This is a genomic window from Acinetobacter sp. AOR43_HL (assembly GCF_027854635.1).
Taxonomy (GTDB): domain Bacteria; phylum Pseudomonadota; class Gammaproteobacteria; order Pseudomonadales; family Moraxellaceae; genus Acinetobacter; species Acinetobacter pittii.
In genome coordinates this window covers 1-19,691 of the sequence record NZ_JAKTHX010000027.1, presented here as the reverse complement: position 1 = coordinate 19,691, position 19,691 = coordinate 1, and the positions used below count along the sequence as shown (strand labels likewise).

Here is a 19,691-nt window from a genome sequence, read left to right as displayed (position 1 = left end):
AGTGATAGTTCTGTTGTTGATCATTTTTGCTTAAAACATCATGTTTAAGCCATACAAGGATATTAGGCGAAGGTGTGAAGGAAGCTTATGGCAAAAAGATATAAAGTTGCCACGATTGCAGGCGATGGCATTGGTTTAGAAGTTCTACCAGAAGGCATTAAGGTTGTAAAGGCAGCAGCAGAGAAGTACGGCATTGATCTTCAGTTAGATGCTTTCGATTGGGCTAGCTGTGATTATTACCTAGAGCACGGCAAAATGATGCCGGATGACTGGTTTGAAACTTTGCAGGGTTACGATGCAATTTATTTTGGCGCTGTAGGCTGGCCAGATAAAGTACCTGACCATATTTCACTTTGGGGTTCGTTGCTCCAGTTCCGTCGTGGTTTTGACCAATATGTGAATTTACGTCCAGTGCGCTTAATGCCGGGTGTTAAATGTCCCTTAGTAGGTAAAAAACCGGGCGATATCGACTTCTACGTGGTCCGTGAAAACAGTGAAGGTGAATATTCAGCCATTGGTGGTAAGGCTTTTGAAGGAACAGATCGAGAGTTTGTTTTACAAGAAGCCGTATTTACGCGTCATGGTGTAGATCGCATTTTGCGTTATGCATTTGAGTTTGCAAATCAGCGTGATGCGAAAAAAATTACAGCAGCGACCAAATCAAATGGTATTGCCGTCAGCATGCCGTATTGGGATGAACGCGTTGATGCGATGGCAAAACAATATCCACAAATTCAAGCCGATAAACAGCACGTTGATATTTTAGCAGCTCGTTTTGTTTTACAACCTGAACGCTTTGATGTGGTTGTTGCATCGAATTTATTTGGCGACATTCTTTCCGATTTAGGCCCTGCATGTACAGGAACTATTGGTTTGGCTGCTTCGGCAAATTTAAACCCAGAAAGAAAATTCCCATCATTGTTTGAACCTGTACATGGTTCGGCACCAGATATTTACGGTAAACAAATTGCCAATCCAATCGCTGCGATTTGGTCAGGTGCCATGATGTTCGAATTCTTTGGCGAAGAAGACGAACGTTGCATTCAAGCAGGTCAGGACATTATGCAGGCGATTGAGCATGTATTAATTAATGGGCCAAAGACAGCCGATATCGGTGGTCAGGCAAAAACTTATGAGGTAGGAGATGCAATTGCATCGTGTGTAGCCCAAATTAAAATGGACGTGTTCGCTATGGAATAACGCCATCCAAAAATGGATGTATGGATATGGATAATCAAAACACAAAAATTTATACGGATAAAGTTCTTGCCGTAACCAGTTTACTGTTTGTATTTATTTCAGTTGCTGGTTTGGCGATTTATTCGCAAGAGTCGATCAAGATCGCTGCAACATGGATGCAGTGGACGACATCGGTATTTACCACCCCAGTATTACTGTTTGCTTTTTTAGCCATTATTTTTACTTTTGGTCTAGCTTTTAGTAAATACGGCAAAATTAAACTCGGTGAAGGAAAGCCTCAATACACCACGATGTCATGGATATTTATGTTCATTTTGTCAGGTATTGGGTCTTCTACACTGTACTGGGGCTTTTTGGACTGGGCTTACTATTATCAAACTCCGGGTTTGAGCTTACCGCCTGAGTCAGCAGAAGCATTGAAATATAGCGTGGCTTACTCGTTTTTTCACTCAGGTTTAAGTGCATGGGCAATTTATGCTTTGGCATCAATTTCTTTGTGCTACAGCTACCATGTGAGAAAAAACAAAGGTTTAAGTTTAGCTTCAGTGATTGAGGCTGTGACAGGCTTTAAATCAACTGGTGTGGTTGGTCGTTTAGTCGACTTAATGTTCTTGCTTTGTATGTTTGGCGCATTGACGATTTCGTTGGTACTCACTGCTGTGACATTTACCAATATTTTGTCTCAGCTCACAGGTATCCCAAATACCTTTATGACCAAAGTCATCATTATTTTGGGTGTTTCGGTTCTGTTTGCACTTAGTTCGTATGTAGGTATGGATAAAGGCATGCAACGTTTAAGTCACATGGTGTGTTTAGGCGTGGTGTTATTTGCGATTTATGTACTGTGCTTTGGTCCGACTCAATTCATTTTGAATAACTCATTGATGAGTTTCGGGTTAATGGCAACCAACTTTGTCGACATGAGCTTGTTTACCGACCCAATGGGCGATGGCAAGTTTACTCGTGAATGGACTGTTTTCTACTGGTTATGGTGGATTTCATATGCACCGGGTGTGGCACTCTTTGTAACGCGTGTTTCTAAAGGTCGTACCATTAAAGAAGTGATCTTTGCCATGGTGATTGGTGGCAGTGTTGGTCTTTGGTTCATCTTTGGTGTGTTTGAAAACTACAGTGTTTATAGCTTTATTCATGGGGCTGTAAATGTACCGCAAATCTTAAGCCAACAGGGTGGTGAGGTTGCAATTGGTCAATTGCTCAGCCTATTACCTGCTGGAAAGCTGATGATGTGGATTTTCCTCGGCATTATGGTGGTGTTCTTGGCAGCACATATGGATGCGGTTGGGTATGCGGTTTCAGCAACATGTACACGCGGTTTAAGTGAAGGGCAAGATCCATCGCCAAATGCCCGTCTGTTCTGGTGTGTCATGCTGACTTTGGTTCCGATTGCCATGATCTTTAGTAAGGCACCTTTAGACACAATGAAAACAGCAACTATTGTGACGGCTTTACCATTCATTGTGATTATTCTGATTCAAACCTATGGTTTGGTGAAATGGTTGATTCAGGATTATGCCAAAGTCCCATCACATTTAATTGAGCAACAAGGTTATGATGATGCGGAAATTGGTTTAAACCAGACTCAAGATGAACATGCAAAACGGATGCAGCTTGAGCTTGCAAGCTCAATCAAACTGGACAGAAAAACCAGCTAGAGGGAACGGTAATGACTACATGTGAACAGACCACTTATGCCTTAAGTGAAGAAATGCAAAGTCTTGTGTACTGGAGCAGCATTTATTCACCAGCAGATGCAGATATTGACTCAGTCCGCGCGGCATATGACGCGATGTGTCGACACTACACTTTGCCTCGTGATGGCAAGATCGAAGTCGAAGATAGAGTTGTTGCAAATGCAGAGCATTCAGTGCCTGTTCGCATCTATTCACCAAAAACTAAACGACCTGAAGCTGGTTGGCCATGTGTATTGTATTTACATGGTGGCGGTTGGATGGTGGGTGGCCTCGATTCACATGAGTTTATTACCAGTTATTTATGTCAGGACTTAAATGCAGTTGTCATTGGTGTGGATTACCGCATGGCACGAGAGCATCGCTTTCCAGCAGCTTTTGAAGATTGTTTAGCAGTTTATCAATGGCTTAAACAGCATGGTTCTGATTGGCAGATTGATAGCGGAAATATCGTTCTAGCAGGCGATAGCGCAGGCGGTAACTTAGCAGCAGCTCTTACAGTGCATCTACAGCATAGTGGTTTGCAAGCTCAAGGTCTGGCATTGGTTTATCCGTGTTTAACTACAGCGCTTGATACACCAGCCGCACAAAAGCATGCACATGCGCCGTTACTCACAACGGAAGATATGCATTTTTATTTAAAGGAATATGCACCTAACTCTCAAGATTGGCAGGATTTACGTCTAGCGCCTTTATTGGCAACTGATTTTTCAGATATGCCTACAAGTTTTGTGGCGGTTGCAGAGTATGACCCTTTAAGTGATGACGGTTATTTCTTTACCCAAAAATTGGAACAAGCAGGAATACCGAGCGAGTTTCATTTAGGCAAAGGTTTATTACATGGCAGTTTACGTCTCATGCGTGATTGTCCTGAAGTTCAACAGTTATATCAAAACATGCTGAGTGCGATACGCCGCATGTTTGGCAGTGTCGAAAAGACATCAATTTAATATCGAGTCATTTGGACGAAAAGAATTTAATGGAGTAAAAACATGAGTGCAGTTGAAAAATTACCTGAAGATTTTTGCGCAAACCCAGATGTTGCATGGACTTTCCCTAAAGTTTTCTATACTTCATCGCAAGTATTTGAGCATGAGAAAGAAGCAATCTTTGCTAAAAGCTGGATTTGTGTTGCACATGGCAGTGAATTGGCACAACCGAATGACTATATTACCCGTAAAGTAATTGGTGAAAATATTGTCATCATTCGTGGTAAAGATAGTGTTTTACGTGCGTTTTATAATGTGTGTCCGCACCGTGGTCACGAGCTTTTAAGTGGCAGTGGTAAAGCAAAAAATGTAATTACTTGTCCATATCATGCTTGGACGTTTAAGCTAGATGGTAGCTTAGCTTTGGCACGTAATTGTGATCATGTTGAATCTTTCGATAAAGAAAACTCAAGCATGGTGCCTTTAAAAGTTGAGGAATATGCAGGATTTGTTTTCATTAATATGGATGAAAATGCAACTTGCGTAGAAGATCAACTTCCGGAATTTGCTGAGCGTTTAAATCAAGCATGTAGCGTAATTAAAGATTTGAAACTGGCAGCACGTTTTGTGACAGAAACTCCAGCAAACTGGAAAGTGATTGTTGATAACTATCTAGAGTGCTATCACTGTGGACCAGCGCATCCTGGTTTTGCTGACTCCGTACAAGTTGATAAATATTGGCATACCACACATCAGAACTGGACATTACAGTACGGTTTTGCTCGCTCATCTGAGAAGTCATTCAAGCTTGATCCATCAGTAACAGATCCTGAGTTTCATGGTTTCTGGACTTGGCCTTGCACGATGTTCAACGTACCACCGGGCAGCAATTTCATGACGGTGATCTATGAGTTCCCAGTAGATGCAGAAACGACTTTGCAGCATTACGATATTTACTTCACGAACGAAGAACTCACTCAAGATCAGAAAGATTTGATTGAGTGGTATCGCAATGTATTCCGTCCTGAAGATTTGAACTTGGTCGAAAGCGTACAACGTGGTTTGAAATCACGTGGTTATCGAGGTCAAGGCCGTATTATGACTGATAAGCAACGTTCAGGAATTAGTGAACATGGTATTGCTTACTTCCAACATTTAGTGGCGCAGCATCACAAATAAAACAAATGGATTTATTCAGGTGTAAAGATGACTTACACCTGATTCTTCAGTTAGGAAGATGATATGTCGAGTTTACAAAGTACTGAATTATTTCAGCAACAAGCCTACATTAATGGGCAATGGTTAGCTGCACAGTCAAATGCAACGGTTCCAGTGACTAACCCTGCAACAGGTGAAGAAATTGGCACAATTCCTAATATGGGAGCGGCCGAAGCGACACAGGCTGTTGAGGCTGCTTATATAGCTTTGCAAAGTTGGAAGGCTTTAACTGCTCAAAACCGTGCAGATATTTTATTGGCTTGGTACAAACTGGTTCTTGAACATACCGATGAACTTGCTTTAATCATGACCATTGAACAAGGTAAACCTTTGGCAGAAGCGAAAGGTGAGGTGCGTTATGCTGCATCATTTATTCAATGGTTTGCCGAAGAAGGTAAGCGTATTTATGGTGATGTGATTCCAACCGTCAATAATCAGCAGCGTTTTATTATCAGTAAAGAACCTGTGGGTGTGGTGGCTGCGATTACGCCGTGGAATTTCCCAATTGCTATGATTACGCGTAAAGCAGCACCAGCTTTAGCAGCTGGATGTACGGTCGTGATTAAGCCAGCGAATGAAACGCCTTATTGTGCTTTAGCGATTGCGAAGCTTGCAGAAAAAGCAGGTATTCCGGCTGGTGTGATTAACGTTGTTACAGGTAAATCACAAGAAATTGGTTCTGTATTTACTTCGCATGAAAAAGTGAAGAAATTGACTTTTACTGGCTCAACTCCAGTGGGCCGTTTATTGATGCAGCAGTGTTCAAGCACCATTAAAAAATTGGCGCTTGAGTTAGGCGGTAATGCTCCACTGATTGTGTTTGACGATGCCGATTTGGATAAAGCTGTACAAGGTGCGATTTTTGCCAAGTTCCGTAATGCGGGCCAGACCTGTGTTTGTGCTAATCGCATTTATGTCCACGACAATATTTATCAAGCTTTTGCCGAGAAGTTTGTACAAGAAGTACAAAAGTTTAAAGTCGGTAATGGACTTGAAGATGGTGTGCAAATTGGTCCATTAATTAATGAAAAAGCAGTCTTGAAAGCACAACAGTTGATTGATGATGCAGTGAGCAAAGGCGCTAAAATTGCTTGCGGCGGCAAACAGCATGCTTTAGGGCAAACCTTTTATGAACCATCAATTTTAACTAACGTTGACCGGACCATGGAAATTGTCCAAGAAGAAATTTTTGGTCCAGTTGCGCCACTCATTCGCTTTACAGATGAAGCAGATGTGGTTGCTCAAGCAAATGACACTATCTTCGGTTTGGCTGCGTATGTTTATAGCGAAAATATTTCACGTTTATGGCGAGTGTCAGAACAGCTTGAATATGGAATGGTCGGTATGAATGCCACAGCAATTTCAAATGAAGTTGTACCATTTGGTGGTGTGAAACAATCAGGTGTTGGGCGTGAAGGCTCAAAATATGGTCTTGAAGAATTTATGACCATTAAATACATGTGTTTAGGGCTTTAAGGATAAGCCCTAACAACAAGAATATGCGGTAAAAGAAGGATTCTAATATGGCGAGTCATTATGAAATGTTCCCAGCGGTTGTTACTCATGTGGAGCAACTAACCCCTTTAATCAAACGGTTTACGTTCAAACGTCAAGATGGGCAGAACTTTCCTCGATTTAGTGGGGGAAGCCATATTATTGTCAAAATGAATGAACAGCTTTCAAATGCATATTCATTGATGAGTTGTACACAAGACCTATCGACTTACCAAGTCTGCGTTCGTAAAGATGTGGAAGGTAAGGGTGGTTCAGTGTTTATGCATGATCAATGCAATGAAGGCTGTGAAATTCAGATTTCAGAACCAAAAAATTTATTTCCATTAGCCGAAACAGGGAATAAACATATTTTAATTGCAGGTGGAATTGGCATTACACCATTCTTGCCTCAAATGGATGAGCTTGCAGCACGCGGAGCAGAGTATGAGCTGCACTATGCTTACCGTTCACCTGAACACGCAGCTTTACTTGATGAGCTAACACAGAAACATGCAGGGCATGTATTTAGTTATGTTGACTCAGAAGGCAGCATGCTTAATTTAGACGAATTAATTTCATCGCAACCAAAAGGCACACATGTCTATGTTTGTGGGCCGAAACCCATGATTGATGCTGTGATTGATTGTTGTAACAAGCACCGTTACCGCGATGAATACATTCATTGGGAACAATTTGCCTCAACAGTTCCTGAAGATGGTGAAGCATTTACGGTGGTACTTGCCAAATCTAATCAAGAAATTGAAGTACAAAGTAACCAGACGATTTTACAAGCCATCGAGACATTAAATATTGATGTGGAATGTCTATGCCGAGAAGGGGTTTGTGGTACATGTGAAACCGCTATCTTAGAAGGTGAAGCAGAGCATTTCGATCAATACTTAAGTGATGCAGAAAAGGCCTCACAGAAGAGCATGATGATTTGTGTATCGAGAGCTAAAGGTAAAAAACTAGTATTAGATCTTTAATATATTTCTGTGGCCGATCAATTGTTTAAAGCAAAAAATGCTAAAAAAAGAACAAATAATGATGATCTGAATCTTATTTGTTCAATTGATAGGCATTAAGGGTTTTTACCTATTGACCTGCTATACAGAACTATAGATAATGCGCACACAGTTTACGGCTATGTAGCTCAGTTGGTTAGAGCACCGCACTCATAATGCGGGGGTCACAAGTTCAAGTCTCGTCATAGCCACCATTTTAAAAACCACGCTCCTGCGTGGTTTCTTTTTATCTATTTTTTACTCATTAAAATGTTTTTCAATCATATCGAGTGTTTTTGAGCTTTGATAAAAAGGAGCTAAAAGCGCTTGAAGTAATGGTTCTAAAATACCGTGTTCATTAAAGGCATCTATAACCTTCGGATAAAAACGTAAAGCTTCTGTTTGTAAGTCGCTTTCGGTTAATCCAATCTCACTTAATACTTCAAATAAACTTTGGTCTTTATAAAAATCATAAAAAACTTCAACGCCATACAAAATCAGGTCTTGCATAAATTGTGACTGGCGTAATTCTTTCCAGTATTCGTAAATTAAAACAAAAAACTCTTCAACATCGAGAGGAGTGAGCTGTTTCATAAATTCATACATTTTTTTATGTCTAATATCTTCCCAAACATGACGTACTAGACTTTCTAAATCTTCACTCGATAAAAGACTTAATTCTGTAAGTTGCTCATGAATAAAACTGGCAATCCAAGTTTCAAGTTTATGCTCGAGGCGTTGTTGTTGTAAAAAAGAGAATTTTTTGAGCTTATGTTGCCATTCAAAATGGTAGTCATCTACTCTAGATGCAGTTAGAAGTTTTGGTAATTTTTGTTCTAGAGTCGAGGTTGCAATATATTGGCAAAGCTGTTGTACAGAAGGGCTAGTTCTTAAAAACTGATTAAGATAATGAGGAATATGTTCCATTTCTAAAAATTTAGAAAGCCACATTTCAAATTGATGGTCAGAGACCAGATCTTGTAACTGAATTGGAGACTTCATAGCAGATAAATAAATACGCTGCGCGATTTCCCCAATAAACTCAAGTAAACCAGCACCTAGCTGCATTTCAAAAGCATAGCGTTTCACAACGGCTTGTAGTTGCTCTAAATAAACAACTTCATGTAGCTTGATTTCGTCAGCATGTTGCATAAACAACTGAATGAACTGCTGGAAATAAATAGGTGAGTTTTCTATAGATAATTGTTTTTTAAAAAATTCCACCTGCTCAAGCAAAAGTGCTTGAGCAAGTGCTGTAGTTTTTGATGAGTTTTTCTGCTCAGTCATTCGCTGTCCAACCGTTGACAATCGGATAACGTCGTTCGCGACTAAATGCACGAGAGGTAATTCTCGGGCCAATCGCACCTTGACGACGTTTGTATTCATTACGATCAACTAAACGGATGACTTTTTCAACAACTTCTTTATCAAAACCTTTGGCAATAATGTCGGCCTGACCTAAATCTTCTTCAATGTATGCGTAAAGGATGGCATCCAATACATCATAAGCTGGTAAAGAGTCTTGGTCTTTTTGATCCGGACGAAGTTCTGCTGAAGGTGGGCGGGTAATCACACGCTCAGGAATCACAGGAGTTTCGCTTAAGCTGTTACGGTATTTTGCTAATTCAAACACGATAGTTTTATAAACATCTTTTAGAACAGCAAAGCCACCAACCATATCGCCATAAAGCGTACAGTAGCCAACTGACAGTTCAGATTTATTCCCTGTAGCAAGGACTAAATTACCAAACTTGTTTGATAAACCCATAAGCAATGTGCCACGAGCACGCGCTTGTAAATTTTCTTCAGTTGCATCAGCTGGTGAATTACCAAAGAAAGGATACAGGGTTTGCATGAAGCTATTTACGATTGAGTGAATTTCAGCAATACCGAAAGTCACACCCATACGGCGAGCTTGTTCAGCCGCATCTTCTACACTAATTTGAGAAGTGTAGGTATAAGGCATCATTACAGCTTGCACTTTTTCTGCACCGATTGCATCAACAGCAATTGCGAGTGTGAGGGCAGAGTCGATACCACCAGAAAGACCCAGAATCACACCTGGGAAGCCTGAGCGCTCTACATAGTCACGAGTTGCCATGACTAAACCTTGATAGATCTCTGCAAATGTTTCTAATGCAGGAGCAGATTCAGTGACTTTATATAACTTTGTATCACGGTCAAATTCAGCAATATAAATGTCTTCTTTAAAGCTTGGAGCTTGTAAAGCAATTTCACCATTTTGATTGCTGACAAAACTTGTGCCATCAAAAATTAAATCGTCTTGTCCGCCCACTTGGTTAACGTAAACAATATTTAGATGAAGTTGTTTTGCAAGTTCACTTAAGGTCTGTATACGGTGTTGTGGTTTGCCGACTTCATATGGTGATGAGTTGAGTACAAGAACTGTATCAACATTTAATTGGCTCAACTGTTTGACAGTGTTAATTGACCAGATATCTTCACAGATTAATACACCAAACTTATGCCCAAGATATTCAAAAACTAAGTGCTGATGGCCTTTTTGGAAATAGCGTTTTTCATCAAAGACGCCATAGTTTGGTAAATTGTGTTTGTTAAAAACACCCAAAACTTGACCGTCTTTCATGACAGCAGCAGAATTATAACGTTGACCATCTTCTGTCTGGTTTACGAACCCGAAAACCATAACAATATCTTTAACTTCGGCAAGTTGTGCAAAAGCCTTTTGCATACGTTTATTTAAATTTGGACGTAACAATAGATCTTCAGCTGGATAACCAATAACAGAAAGCTCGGGAAAAATAATCAGGTCAGCGTCTTGTTTTTTCGCCTGATTTACTTGCTCAATCATCTTTTGGGTGTTTGAGTCAATATTGCCAATATGCGGAGAAAACTGAGCAAGGGCAACTTTAAAACTTTTCATTCAAACCTAATCCTAGATCATAACGAATATAGATACACACAGTGTTGATTTTTATGAATATAATTTTTCAACGATGTGTATGATACGATAGTAAACAATTAAAATAGTAAACAAAAATGTCAAGATCAATAATATATACCAATCCCATATTTTCTGCGTAAAAATAACGAGATTTTCTGTATAGAATAGAAACAAGCTTCATTATTTTTATTGTTTGTATACTGCCTTATCACAAGCTAATTTGGAATAAGTCTGTTCTATTTTTTTCAATAATTTGAATTGAATAAGCCCACTTTTATAGTTTAGATAAGTATTTCTGATTTATAAGAATTCTTATTTACATTACGCAAAAAATGTTACGTTCACAGCGGGATTGATTATTTAGTTACAAATGAAGTTGAGGTGAACAGATAATATTTGGGATTTTTCCAGAGCAAATGTCGCGCGCAATTTCGCCTTGCTGTTCAATATTATACGTACTAAATGCCTTGTCAGGGTGATAGGTGTATTTGTAGGGATTGTAACTTTTAAAGCTGAGGTAATAGGCTGATTGTAATAAAGCACCTTTAAATAGTACATGAATGCCTTTTTGATATTGCATGACATGGGTGAGTTCGTGAATAAAAATACCCTGCATAAACTTGGACTCTAGAGCGTAATTTTCACTGTAATCAGCAGGATTGACATAAATATTCCCATTTGGGGCCATGAAAATACCGCAACTCTGCCAAGGGAGGTAGCGCGTAGCAATAATTTTAGGCCGTTCACAATCAAGCATGTCGCCGAAAACCATTTGTGCCAATAATTTTTCTTGAGCAGTCAGATGTCTAATCGGATAGTTTTTTAAGTGACGGAAAATAAAAAGTGTAAGAAGAATAAATGGTATATGGATTAAGCGTTTAAGGGCATTAAAAGTTAGCATAGCTTTGCCATTAAATGAGTTCATCTATTTGTTTAGCATAGTATAGATCATGTGTTGCTAAATAAAGAGCCATGGCTATTCATTAATTTTATAGTTCTGTTTTTATAAATATTTAAATGAATTTCATGTTTTTATTATTGTGAATATAAGACTTCTTAGATAAGAAAAGTAAAAGCCCCAGTTAGAACTGAGGCTTTACAACAACTAAAATCACAACAGCAAATAAAATTAAGGTTGGCATTTCATTAAAAAAGCGCCAGAACTTATGTGATTTATAGTGAGCATTTCCGATGAGCTTTTTACGATAATAGCCACATACCAAATGATAAATCACTAATAAAGCCACTAATCCAACTTTGAGGTAAAACCATGTGGCTTGATGGTAATGTCGAGTTGCATCACCCCACTCTACAAGGAAATGGGCGGTAATTAATGTAGCAATCATCGAAGGCCACATAATTCCACGATACAACTTGCGTTCCATTACCTCAAAGCGCTGATGACTTGCAGCATCTTCACTCATAGCATGATAAACATATAGACGTGGTAAGTAGAACAAAGCAGCGAACCAGCAAACCACGGCAATAATATGTAATGCTTTTACCCACAAAAAAGCATCAGAAGGTGCATCCATCGATAATCCTAGGTGGGATTATGCATCCCACTTCTTGAAAATAAGGCAAGCGTTAACACCGCCAAAGCCAAAACTGTTACTCATTACAGTATTCAATTTTGCATCACGTTTTTCAAGTACGATATCAAAAGGTTTTGCGCCTTCATCAAGTTCAGTCACGTTGATATTTGGTGCAATAAAGTCATTTTGCATCATTAGCACAGAGTAAATAGCTTCTTGTACACCAGCCGCACCCAAGCTATGACCTGTCATAGATTTGGTTGAACTAAGAGGAGGTACGTTACCTTCACCAAATGCACGTTCCATTGCTTTAAGTTCTGTAATGTCACCCGCTGGAGTAGAAGTACCATGTGTATTTACATAGTCAATTTTCTCTACGCCATGTTGCTTAGCTTCTTCAAGTGCCATTAATACACAACGTGTAGCACCTTCACCACTTGGAGCAACCATGTCCGCGCCATCACTGTTCGCAGCATAACCTACTACTTCAGCTAAAATGTTCGCACCACGTGCTTGCGCGTGCTCAAGTGATTCAAGTACTACGAAACCACCACCGCCAGCAATAACGAAGCCGTCACGGTCTGCTGAATATGGGCGAGATGCTGTTTCTGGAGAGTCGTTATATTTCGAGCAAAGTGCGCCCATTGCATCAAACAATAAACTTTGAGACCAGTGATCTTCTTCACCGCCACCAGCAAGCATAAGGTCTTGTTTGCCAAGTTGAATTAAGTTGTACGCATAACCAATTGCATCTGCAGAAGTTGCACAAGCACTTGTAATAGTATGTGAAATACCTTGTAGTTTAAATGCAACACCTACGTTTGCAGTAATGGTGTTTGACATGTTACGTGGTACAAAGAATGGACCCACTTTACGTGCGCCTTTAGTCTCTAATAATTCTGTCATTTCAACAACAGAAGCAGTTGAGCCACCACCTGAACCACCTGCAATACCATAACGTGGATTACCAGCAAGTTGTTCAGGAGTAAGGCCTGCATGTTCAACTGCAGCTACAGCAGCGTTGTATGCATACATCGCACATACGCCCATGAAGCGTTTTAATTTACGGTCGATATTATCAAAGTCTTGTTCTGCAGCAGCGCTGACATGACTTTTAAAATTGAGTTCAGCATAAGTTGGGTTAAAACGTGTCCCGGAGATTCCATTTTGAAGTGAATGAGTAACTGCTTCTAAAGAGTTACCGATACATGAGTTAATACCCATACCAGTGATTACAACACGTTTCATCTACAGGTCCCTTTATGGTGATATTTAAGAGTCTATCGTGTTCAACAGCTATGAAAATGAATAGGAGAATATAGCTGTAAGAAAACGGGACTCATGTTTTTCGTTGTTAACATGATAGCAGAAAGGATTTTTATTTCTTATGGCAAATCTTTATGACAATTTTACATTTAAAAAAAATAACCAAATACATAGTATGTTGCATTTGGGGTTAACTAAAATACACACATTCAAGTTGAGATAAATCCACATTCCACCTAGTATTTATCTCTAATTAGATAAATTAAAAAATCGAGGTACTTGATGACAAAATTTAATAATAATCAATCTGACAATTTGTTTTCTCAGGTCTTCGGAGTGGCTAAAAAGCTCAGTTCTACAGGATTGAGTATCTTGCAACAGAACCAATCAGGTGACGTCAGTAAGGTAATTGAACCAATCCCAACTGGAAAAACTGTTGAAGGTAGATCGAGAACAAAAAGCCCATTTGAAGTTGAGCAATATGAAAGTCCTCAACAAATGCTAAGAGAACATTTACCAAAAGTCACACGTCAGGTATTTGGTCGACATTTTAAAAAAGTAAATGGTGTTGCTACATTTCTTTCGCCAGATTGGGATGAAAAAATCTCAGGCCATTTATTTAATTGGTTAAATGACTTTAGTTCAAAAAGTACCTTAACGGAAAAAATCCTAGAAGAAGCGGGTGCTAAAGATTTATTTGAATTAACTAAAGATACAGGTCGTTCTCAACGTCTAAGTCAGGCGCTTATAGAACAAAACAAGCTCATTGCGACTGTACAAGGTGCAATTACAGGTGTATCAGGTGTCGTTGGTGCAGCTGTAGATATTCCAGTTTCATTAGTTTTGGTCTTAAGAACTATTTACCAGACAGGAAGGTCACATGGCTTTGATCTACTGGAGGTAGCAGACCAAGATGTTGTTGAGTTTATTTTTAAAGAAGTTGACATTAGCTTGATTGCAGAGAAACAAACTCTCTTGTTGGCTTTAAAAACATTGCGAAATATGTTGGAAACTCAAGATATTCATCAATTTCAGCAAGTATTAGGTTCAACCACAGATATAGATACTTTAAAGAACTGGTTAACAGATGAAGAAGGGGAGTTTAAATGGGAATGGTTAAATCGTATTCCTAAACTTTCAGCTTTTGGTAAGTTTACTCCAGTTGCAGGCGCTGTTTTAAGTGCAGTATATAGCTGGAAATTACAAGAAGATGTAGGACATAAAGCTCAGGCAATTTTTGGAGCTGCAAGACATTATTTAAACGAACATCCAAGTGAGCATTTATCTCCACTACAGGCTTATTATGCTGCGGTTACACTCATTCAAAAAGCAAGCCCAAGACTTTTAAATGTAGGGGAAGATGGCAACATTCATGCTGCTCATCATCATAAAGTAGAAAACCACGAGGTAATCTCGAAAGTATCTATTGTGTTAAAACCTACAGAAAGTGAAAAGAGTGAAGAGAAAGTTCAGGAAAATGTTCATCAGGGCTTAGAAAAACTTGCTGACAAACATGTGACAGAACATGAGCATACTGAACAAAAGCCTGCTCTAACTCCAGAGGATGATGACGAGTTATTAGAAGATAAAAAATACTCTTAACAATACGCTTACAAAGTGAAGGTTTAAAATGTAGAAATAGCCTCTATTTAAATTTGTAAATCGTGCTGTCAAACATTGATATGGTCAACATTTGGTAAGTATTGCCGTGTTGACCATTTTTGCATCTTGGCTTACAATTATGTGCCCTTAAAAAGAGGTATTTTCTTTTTAAGGTTTTTTAATAACGGGAGAATTGCCATATGGCAACAACGAATCAGTTGATCCGTAAGGGTCGTACGACTTTGGTTGAAAAATCCAAAGTTCCTGCGTTGAAGGCTTGTCCACAACGTCGTGGTGTTTGTACACGTGTTTATACAACTACACCTAAAAAACCTAACTCAGCTATGCGTAAGGTTTGCCGTGTTCGCTTAACTTCAGGTTTTGAAGTATCTAGCTACATCGGTGGTGAAGGCCATAACTTACAAGAGCACAGTGTTGTTCTTATCCGTGGTGGTCGTGTTAAAGACTTACCGGGTGTACGTTACCATACCGTTCGTGGTTCATTAGACTGTGCTGGTGTTAAAGATCGTAATCAATCACGTTCTAAATACGGTACTAAGCGTCCTAAGAAGTAATTCTAGGAAACTAGTCGAATAAGCCCTTTAGCGTTTCGCTTGTTTGAATTCTTCATAGATTTGTAATTCAAGCGACGTATAGTAAGGCCAGCGTCGTGTACATGACACTTGTACAAACTGCTGGATCATCCTGAAGTGTCATATTATTAGGTGTATTAAAATGCCAAGACGTCGCGTAGTCGCTGCTCGTGAGATCCTTCCAGATCCAAAATTTAGCAGCCAAACAATCGCTAAATTCATGAACCACGTAATGCAAGATGGTAAAAAATCTATTGCAGAAAGTATCGTTTACGGTGCTTTAGAACGCGTTCAAGAAAAAAACAAAGTAGACCCAGTTGAATTTTTCGAGACTACTCTTGAAAAAGTTCGTCCTATGGTTGAAGTAAAAGCACGCCGTGTTGGTGGTGCTACTTATCAAGTACCTATGGAAGTACGCCCATCCCGTCGTACTGCCTTAGCTATGCGTTGGTTAGTAGATGCTGCTGCTAAGCGTTCTGAAAAAACGATGGCTTTACGTCTTGCTGGTGAGTTGCTTGATGCAGCTGAAGGTAAAGGTGCAGCAATCAAAAAACGTGAAGATGTGCACCGTATGGCTGAAGCTAACAAAGCCTTCTCTCACTACCGTTTCTAAGCGGATAAAACAGGCCTTATTCAGGAGAATATTCATGCGTACAGCAGCTCGATTCAACATTGCTCTCTATCAAAGTGGGGGCTTTGCAGGTATTTAAGTTGCCTGTTTGGATATTCGCGCGCATCAATTTAATTGGTGCGTCCTGTTTTAAATATAACATTTAGGAATGTAGACATCATGGCTCGCCAAACCCCAATTACTCGTTACCGTAACATCGGTATTTCTGCGCACATTGACGCAGGTAAAACAACTACAACTGAACGTATTTTGTTCTACACAGGTGTATCTCACAAAATTGGTGAAGTACACGACGGTGCAGCAACAATGGACTGGATGGAACAAGAGCAAGAGCGTGGTATTACAATTACCTCTGCTGCTACGACTTGTTTCTGGTCTGGTATGGGTAACCAATTCGAACAACACCGTATCAACGTAATTGACACCCCGGGACACGTAGACTTCACAATCGAAGTTGAACGTTCTATGCGTGTTCTTGACGGTGCGTGCATGGTTTACTGTGCTGTAGGTGGTGTACAACCTCAGTCTGAAACTGTATGGCGTCAAGCGAACAAATATAAAGTGCCTCGTTTAGCATTCGTGAACAAGATGGACCGTACTGGTGCAAACTTCTTCCGTGCTGTTGAGCAAGTTAAAACTCGTTTAGGTGGTAATCCTGTTCCTATCGTTGTGCCAATTGGTGCTGAAGATACATTTCAGGGTGTTGTTGACCTTATCGAAATGAAAGCGATTATCTGGGATGAAGCATCTCAAGGTATGAAGTTTGAATATGCTGATATCCCAGCTGACCTAGTTGATACGTCTAACGAATGGCGTACAAAAATGGTTGAAGCTGCGGCTGAAGCTTCTGAAGAATTAATGGACAAGTACCTAGAAGAAGGTGATCTTTCTAAAGAAGACATCATCGCTGGTTTACGTGCTCGTACATTAGCTTCTGAAATTCAAGTAATGCTTTGTGGTTCTGCGTTCAAGAACAAAGGTGTTCAACGTATGTTGGATGCTGTAATTGAATTCTTACCATCACCTACAGAAGTTAAAGCGATTGAAGGTATCCTTGACGACAAAGACGAAACTAAAGCGTCTCGTGAAGCATCTGACGAAGCTCCGTTCTCTGCGCTTGCGTTCAAAATCATGAACGACAAATTCGTAGGTAACTTAACATTCGTACGTGTTTACTCTGGTGTTCTTAAACAAGGTGATCCGGTTTATAACCCAGTTAAAGCTAAGCGTGAACGTATCGGTCGTATCGTGCAAATGCATGCGAACGAACGTCAAGATCTTGATGAAATCCGTGCAGGTGATATCGCAGCGTGTGTAGGTCTTAAAGACGTTACAACTGGTGATACATTATGTGATGAGAAAAACATCATTACTCTTGAGCGTATGGAATTCCCAGAGCCAGTAATTTCATTGGCTGTTGAACCAAAAACTAAAGCAGACCAAGAAAAAATGTCTATCGCTTTAGGTCGTTTGGCTAAAGAAGATCCATCGTTCCGTGTTCGTACAGACGAAGAATCTGGTCAGACAATTATTGCTGGTATGGGTGAACTTCACCTTGACATCATTGTTGACCGTATGAAGCGTGAATTCGGTGTTGAAGCTAACATTGGTAAACCAATGGTTGCTTACCGTGAAACGATCAAAAAGTCTGTTGAACAAGAAGGTAAGTTCGTACGTCAAACTGGTGGTAAAGGTAAGTTTGGTCACGTATATGTACGTCTTGAACCGCTTGATGTTGAAGAAGCTGGTAAAGAATACCAATTCGTTGAAGAAGTTGTTGGTGGTGTAGTACCTAAAGAATTCTTTGGCGCGGTTGACAAAGGTATTCAAGAACGTATGAAGAATGGTGTATTGGCTGGTTACCCTGTTGTTGGTATTAAAGCGACATTATTCGACGGTTCTTACCATGACGTCGACTCTGACGAATTATCGTTCAAAATGGCAGGTTCTTATGCCTTCCGTGATGGTTTCATGAAAGCGGATCCTATCCTTCTTGAACCTATCATGAAAGTTGAAGTAGAAACTCCAGAAGACTACATGGGCGATATCATGGGTGACTTAAACCGTCGTCGTGGTATGGTTCAAGGTATGGACGATCTTCCTGGTGGAACAAAAGCAATTCGTGCAGAAGTTCCTCTTGCTGAGATGTTTGGTTACGCGACTCAAATGCGTTCTATGTCTCAAGGTCGTGCGACTTACTCTATGGAATTTGCTAAATATGCTGAAACTCCACGTAACGTGGCTGAAGGCATCATCGCTAAATTCCAAGCTGGCGGTAAAAAAGGTGACGACGAGTAATCTTTCGATTACTATAAGCCCAAACTAATTTCTTAGTTAAAAACCAAGTGCTCATGGGGTGACCCTCCATGAGTAGTTTATAAAGGAAGATCATCATGGCTAAAGCCAAGTTTGAACGTAATAAGCCACACGTAAACGTGGGCACAATCGGTCACGTTGACCATGGTAAAACAACTTTAACTGCTGCGATTGCAACAATTTGTGCAAAAACTTACGGCGGTGAAGCGAAAGATTACTCACAAATCGACTCAGCACCTGAAGAAAAAGCACGTGGTATTACAATTAATACTTCACACGTAGAATACGATTCTCCAATTCGTCACTACGCGCACGTTGACTGCCCGGGCCACGCCGATTACGTTAAAAACATGATTACTGGTGCTGCTCAGATGGACGGCGCGATCCTTGTGTGTGCTGCGACTGACGGTCCAATGCCACAAACTCGTGAACACATCCTTCTTTCTCGTCAGGTTGGTGTACCTTACATCATCGTATTCTTGAACAAGTGTGACCTTGTTGATGATGAAGAATTACTTGAATTAGTAGAAATGGAAGTTCGTGAACTTCTTTCTACTTATGACTTCCCTGGTGATGACACTCCAGTTATCCGTGGTTCTGCGCTTAAAGCGTTGGAAGGCGATGCTGGTCAATATGGTGAGTCTTCAGTTCTTGCTCTTGTTGAAGCGCTTGACTCTTACATTCCAGAACCAGAACGTGCTATCGACAAAGCATTCTTAATGCCAATCGAAGACGTATTCTCAATTTCTGGTCGTGGTACTGTAGTAACAGGCCGTGTAGAAGCTGGTATCGTTAAAGTTGGTGAAGAAGTAGAGATCGTTGGTATTAAAGATACAGTTAAAACAACTGTAACTGGCGTAGAAATGTTCCGTAAACTTCTTGACGAAGGCCGTGCAGGTGAGAACTGTGGTATCTTACTTCGTGGTACTAAGCGTGAAGACGTACAACGTGGTCAAGTACTTGCTAAACCAGGTACAATCAAGCCGCACACTAAATTCGACGCAGAAGTATACGTACTTTCTAAAGAAGAAGGTGGTCGTCACACTCCATTCTTAAATGGTTACCGTCCACAGTTCTACTTCCGTACAACTGACGTAACTGGTGCAATCCAATTACAAGACGGCGTTGAAATGGTTATGCCAGGCGACAACGTTGAAATGTCAGTAGAATTAATCCACCCAATCGCAATGGACCCAGGTCTACGTTTTGCGATCCGTGAAGGTGGTCGTACTGTAGGTGCTGGTGTTGTTGCGAAAGTAACTGCATAA

16 protein-coding genes and 1 tRNA gene are annotated in these 19,691 nt (G+C 40.1%); 12 read left to right on the top strand and 5 right to left on the bottom strand.

Features of this window, described 5'->3' with window-relative positions; all coding sequences use genetic code 11:
• Positions 1–87 precede the first annotated feature (87 nt).
• From MKL33_RS10290 to MKL33_RS10260, 7 genes are all read left to right on the top strand, one after another.
• The gene (locus MKL33_RS10290; RefSeq protein ID WP_032042202.1) at positions 88–1,200 is read left to right on the top strand and encodes a tartrate dehydrogenase; all 1,113 of its coding nucleotides are present in this window, start codon (positions 88–90) and stop codon (positions 1,198–1,200) included.
• 20 nt (positions 1,201–1,220) lie between these two features.
• Positions 1,221–2,873 (top strand): BCCT family carnitine transporter, encoded by a 1,653-nt coding sequence (locus MKL33_RS10285; RefSeq protein ID WP_080749776.1) that lies wholly within the window; start codon positions 1,221–1,223, stop codon positions 2,871–2,873.
• 11 nt (positions 2,874–2,884) lie between these two features.
• A complete protein-coding gene (locus tag MKL33_RS10280; RefSeq protein ID WP_270906911.1) occupies positions 2,885–3,859 on the top strand; it encodes an alpha/beta hydrolase in 975 nt (324 codons plus the stop codon).
• A 42-nt stretch (positions 3,860–3,901) separates the two neighbouring features.
• Entirely contained in the window at positions 3,902–5,017 is a 1,116-nt protein-coding gene (gene cntA, locus MKL33_RS10275) for a carnitine monooxygenase subunit alpha (protein WP_002120432.1), read from the top strand.
• 63 nt (positions 5,018–5,080) lie between these two features.
• A complete protein-coding gene (locus MKL33_RS10270) occupies positions 5,081–6,532 on the top strand; it encodes an NAD-dependent succinate-semialdehyde dehydrogenase (protein ID WP_233735067.1) in 1,452 nt (483 codons plus the stop codon).
• Positions 6,533–6,579: 47 nt separating this feature from the next.
• Complete coding sequence (gene cntB / locus MKL33_RS10265) at positions 6,580–7,536, top strand: carnitine monooxygenase, reductase subunit CntB (RefSeq protein ID WP_005139977.1); 957 nt, start codon at positions 6,580–6,582, stop codon at positions 7,534–7,536.
• Positions 7,537–7,692: 156 nt separating this feature from the next.
• Positions 7,693–7,769 (top strand) — tRNA-Met (locus MKL33_RS10260).
• Between the two features lie 43 nt (positions 7,770–7,812).
• Here MKL33_RS10260 and MKL33_RS10255 read toward each other — a convergent pair.
• From MKL33_RS10255 to MKL33_RS10235, 5 genes are all read right to left on the bottom strand, one after another.
• Positions 7,813–8,841, bottom strand: a complete 1,029-nt coding sequence (locus MKL33_RS10255) for a hypothetical protein (protein WP_270906910.1) — start codon at positions 8,839–8,841, stop codon at positions 7,813–7,815.
• Positions 8,834–10,459, bottom strand: coding sequence for an NAD+ synthase (locus MKL33_RS10250; protein WP_005803179.1), 1,626 nt, complete (start codon positions 10,457–10,459; stop codon positions 8,834–8,836). Before MKL33_RS10250 ends, MKL33_RS10255 begins: the two co-directional genes overlap by 8 nt.
• Positions 10,460–10,844: 385 nt before the next feature.
• The gene (locus MKL33_RS10245; protein ID WP_069124230.1) at positions 10,845–11,405 is read right to left on the bottom strand and encodes a hypothetical protein; all 561 of its coding nucleotides are present in this window, start codon (positions 11,403–11,405) and stop codon (positions 10,845–10,847) included.
• Between the two features lie 157 nt (positions 11,406–11,562).
• Positions 11,563–12,015, bottom strand: coding sequence for a protoporphyrinogen oxidase HemJ (gene hemJ / locus MKL33_RS10240; protein WP_002120291.1), 453 nt, complete (start codon positions 12,013–12,015; stop codon positions 11,563–11,565).
• An 18-nt stretch (positions 12,016–12,033) separates the two neighbouring features.
• On the bottom strand, positions 12,034–13,263 hold the full coding sequence (locus tag MKL33_RS10235) for a beta-ketoacyl synthase N-terminal-like domain-containing protein (RefSeq protein ID WP_002120440.1): 1,230 nt from the start codon (positions 13,261–13,263) through the stop codon (positions 12,034–12,036).
• 300 nt (positions 13,264–13,563) lie between these two features.
• Between MKL33_RS10235 and MKL33_RS10230 the strand changes: the two genes are divergently transcribed.
• The 5 genes from MKL33_RS10230 to tuf all read left to right on the top strand — a co-directional run bounded on the left by MKL33_RS10230 (position 13,564) and on the right by tuf (position 19,691).
• Positions 13,564–14,883, top strand: coding sequence for an EcsC family protein (locus MKL33_RS10230; RefSeq protein ID WP_270906909.1), 1,320 nt, complete (start codon positions 13,564–13,566; stop codon positions 14,881–14,883).
• Between the two features lie 200 nt (positions 14,884–15,083).
• Positions 15,084–15,458, top strand: a complete 375-nt coding sequence (gene rpsL, locus MKL33_RS10225; protein ID WP_002050319.1) for a 30S ribosomal protein S12 — start codon at positions 15,084–15,086, stop codon at positions 15,456–15,458.
• Between the two features lie 160 nt (positions 15,459–15,618).
• A complete protein-coding gene (rpsG, locus tag MKL33_RS10220; RefSeq protein WP_001138055.1) occupies positions 15,619–16,089 on the top strand; it encodes a 30S ribosomal protein S7 in 471 nt (156 codons plus the stop codon).
• Between the two features lie 177 nt (positions 16,090–16,266).
• Positions 16,267–18,405, top strand: coding sequence for an elongation factor G (fusA, locus tag MKL33_RS10215; protein ID WP_002120436.1), 2,139 nt, complete (start codon positions 16,267–16,269; stop codon positions 18,403–18,405).
• 95 nt (positions 18,406–18,500) lie between these two features.
• Positions 18,501–19,691 carry an elongation factor Tu gene (gene tuf / locus MKL33_RS10210; RefSeq protein WP_005065785.1) on the top strand — a complete coding sequence of 397 codons (1,191 nt, stop codon included), beginning with the start codon at positions 18,501–18,503 and terminating at the stop codon, positions 19,689–19,691.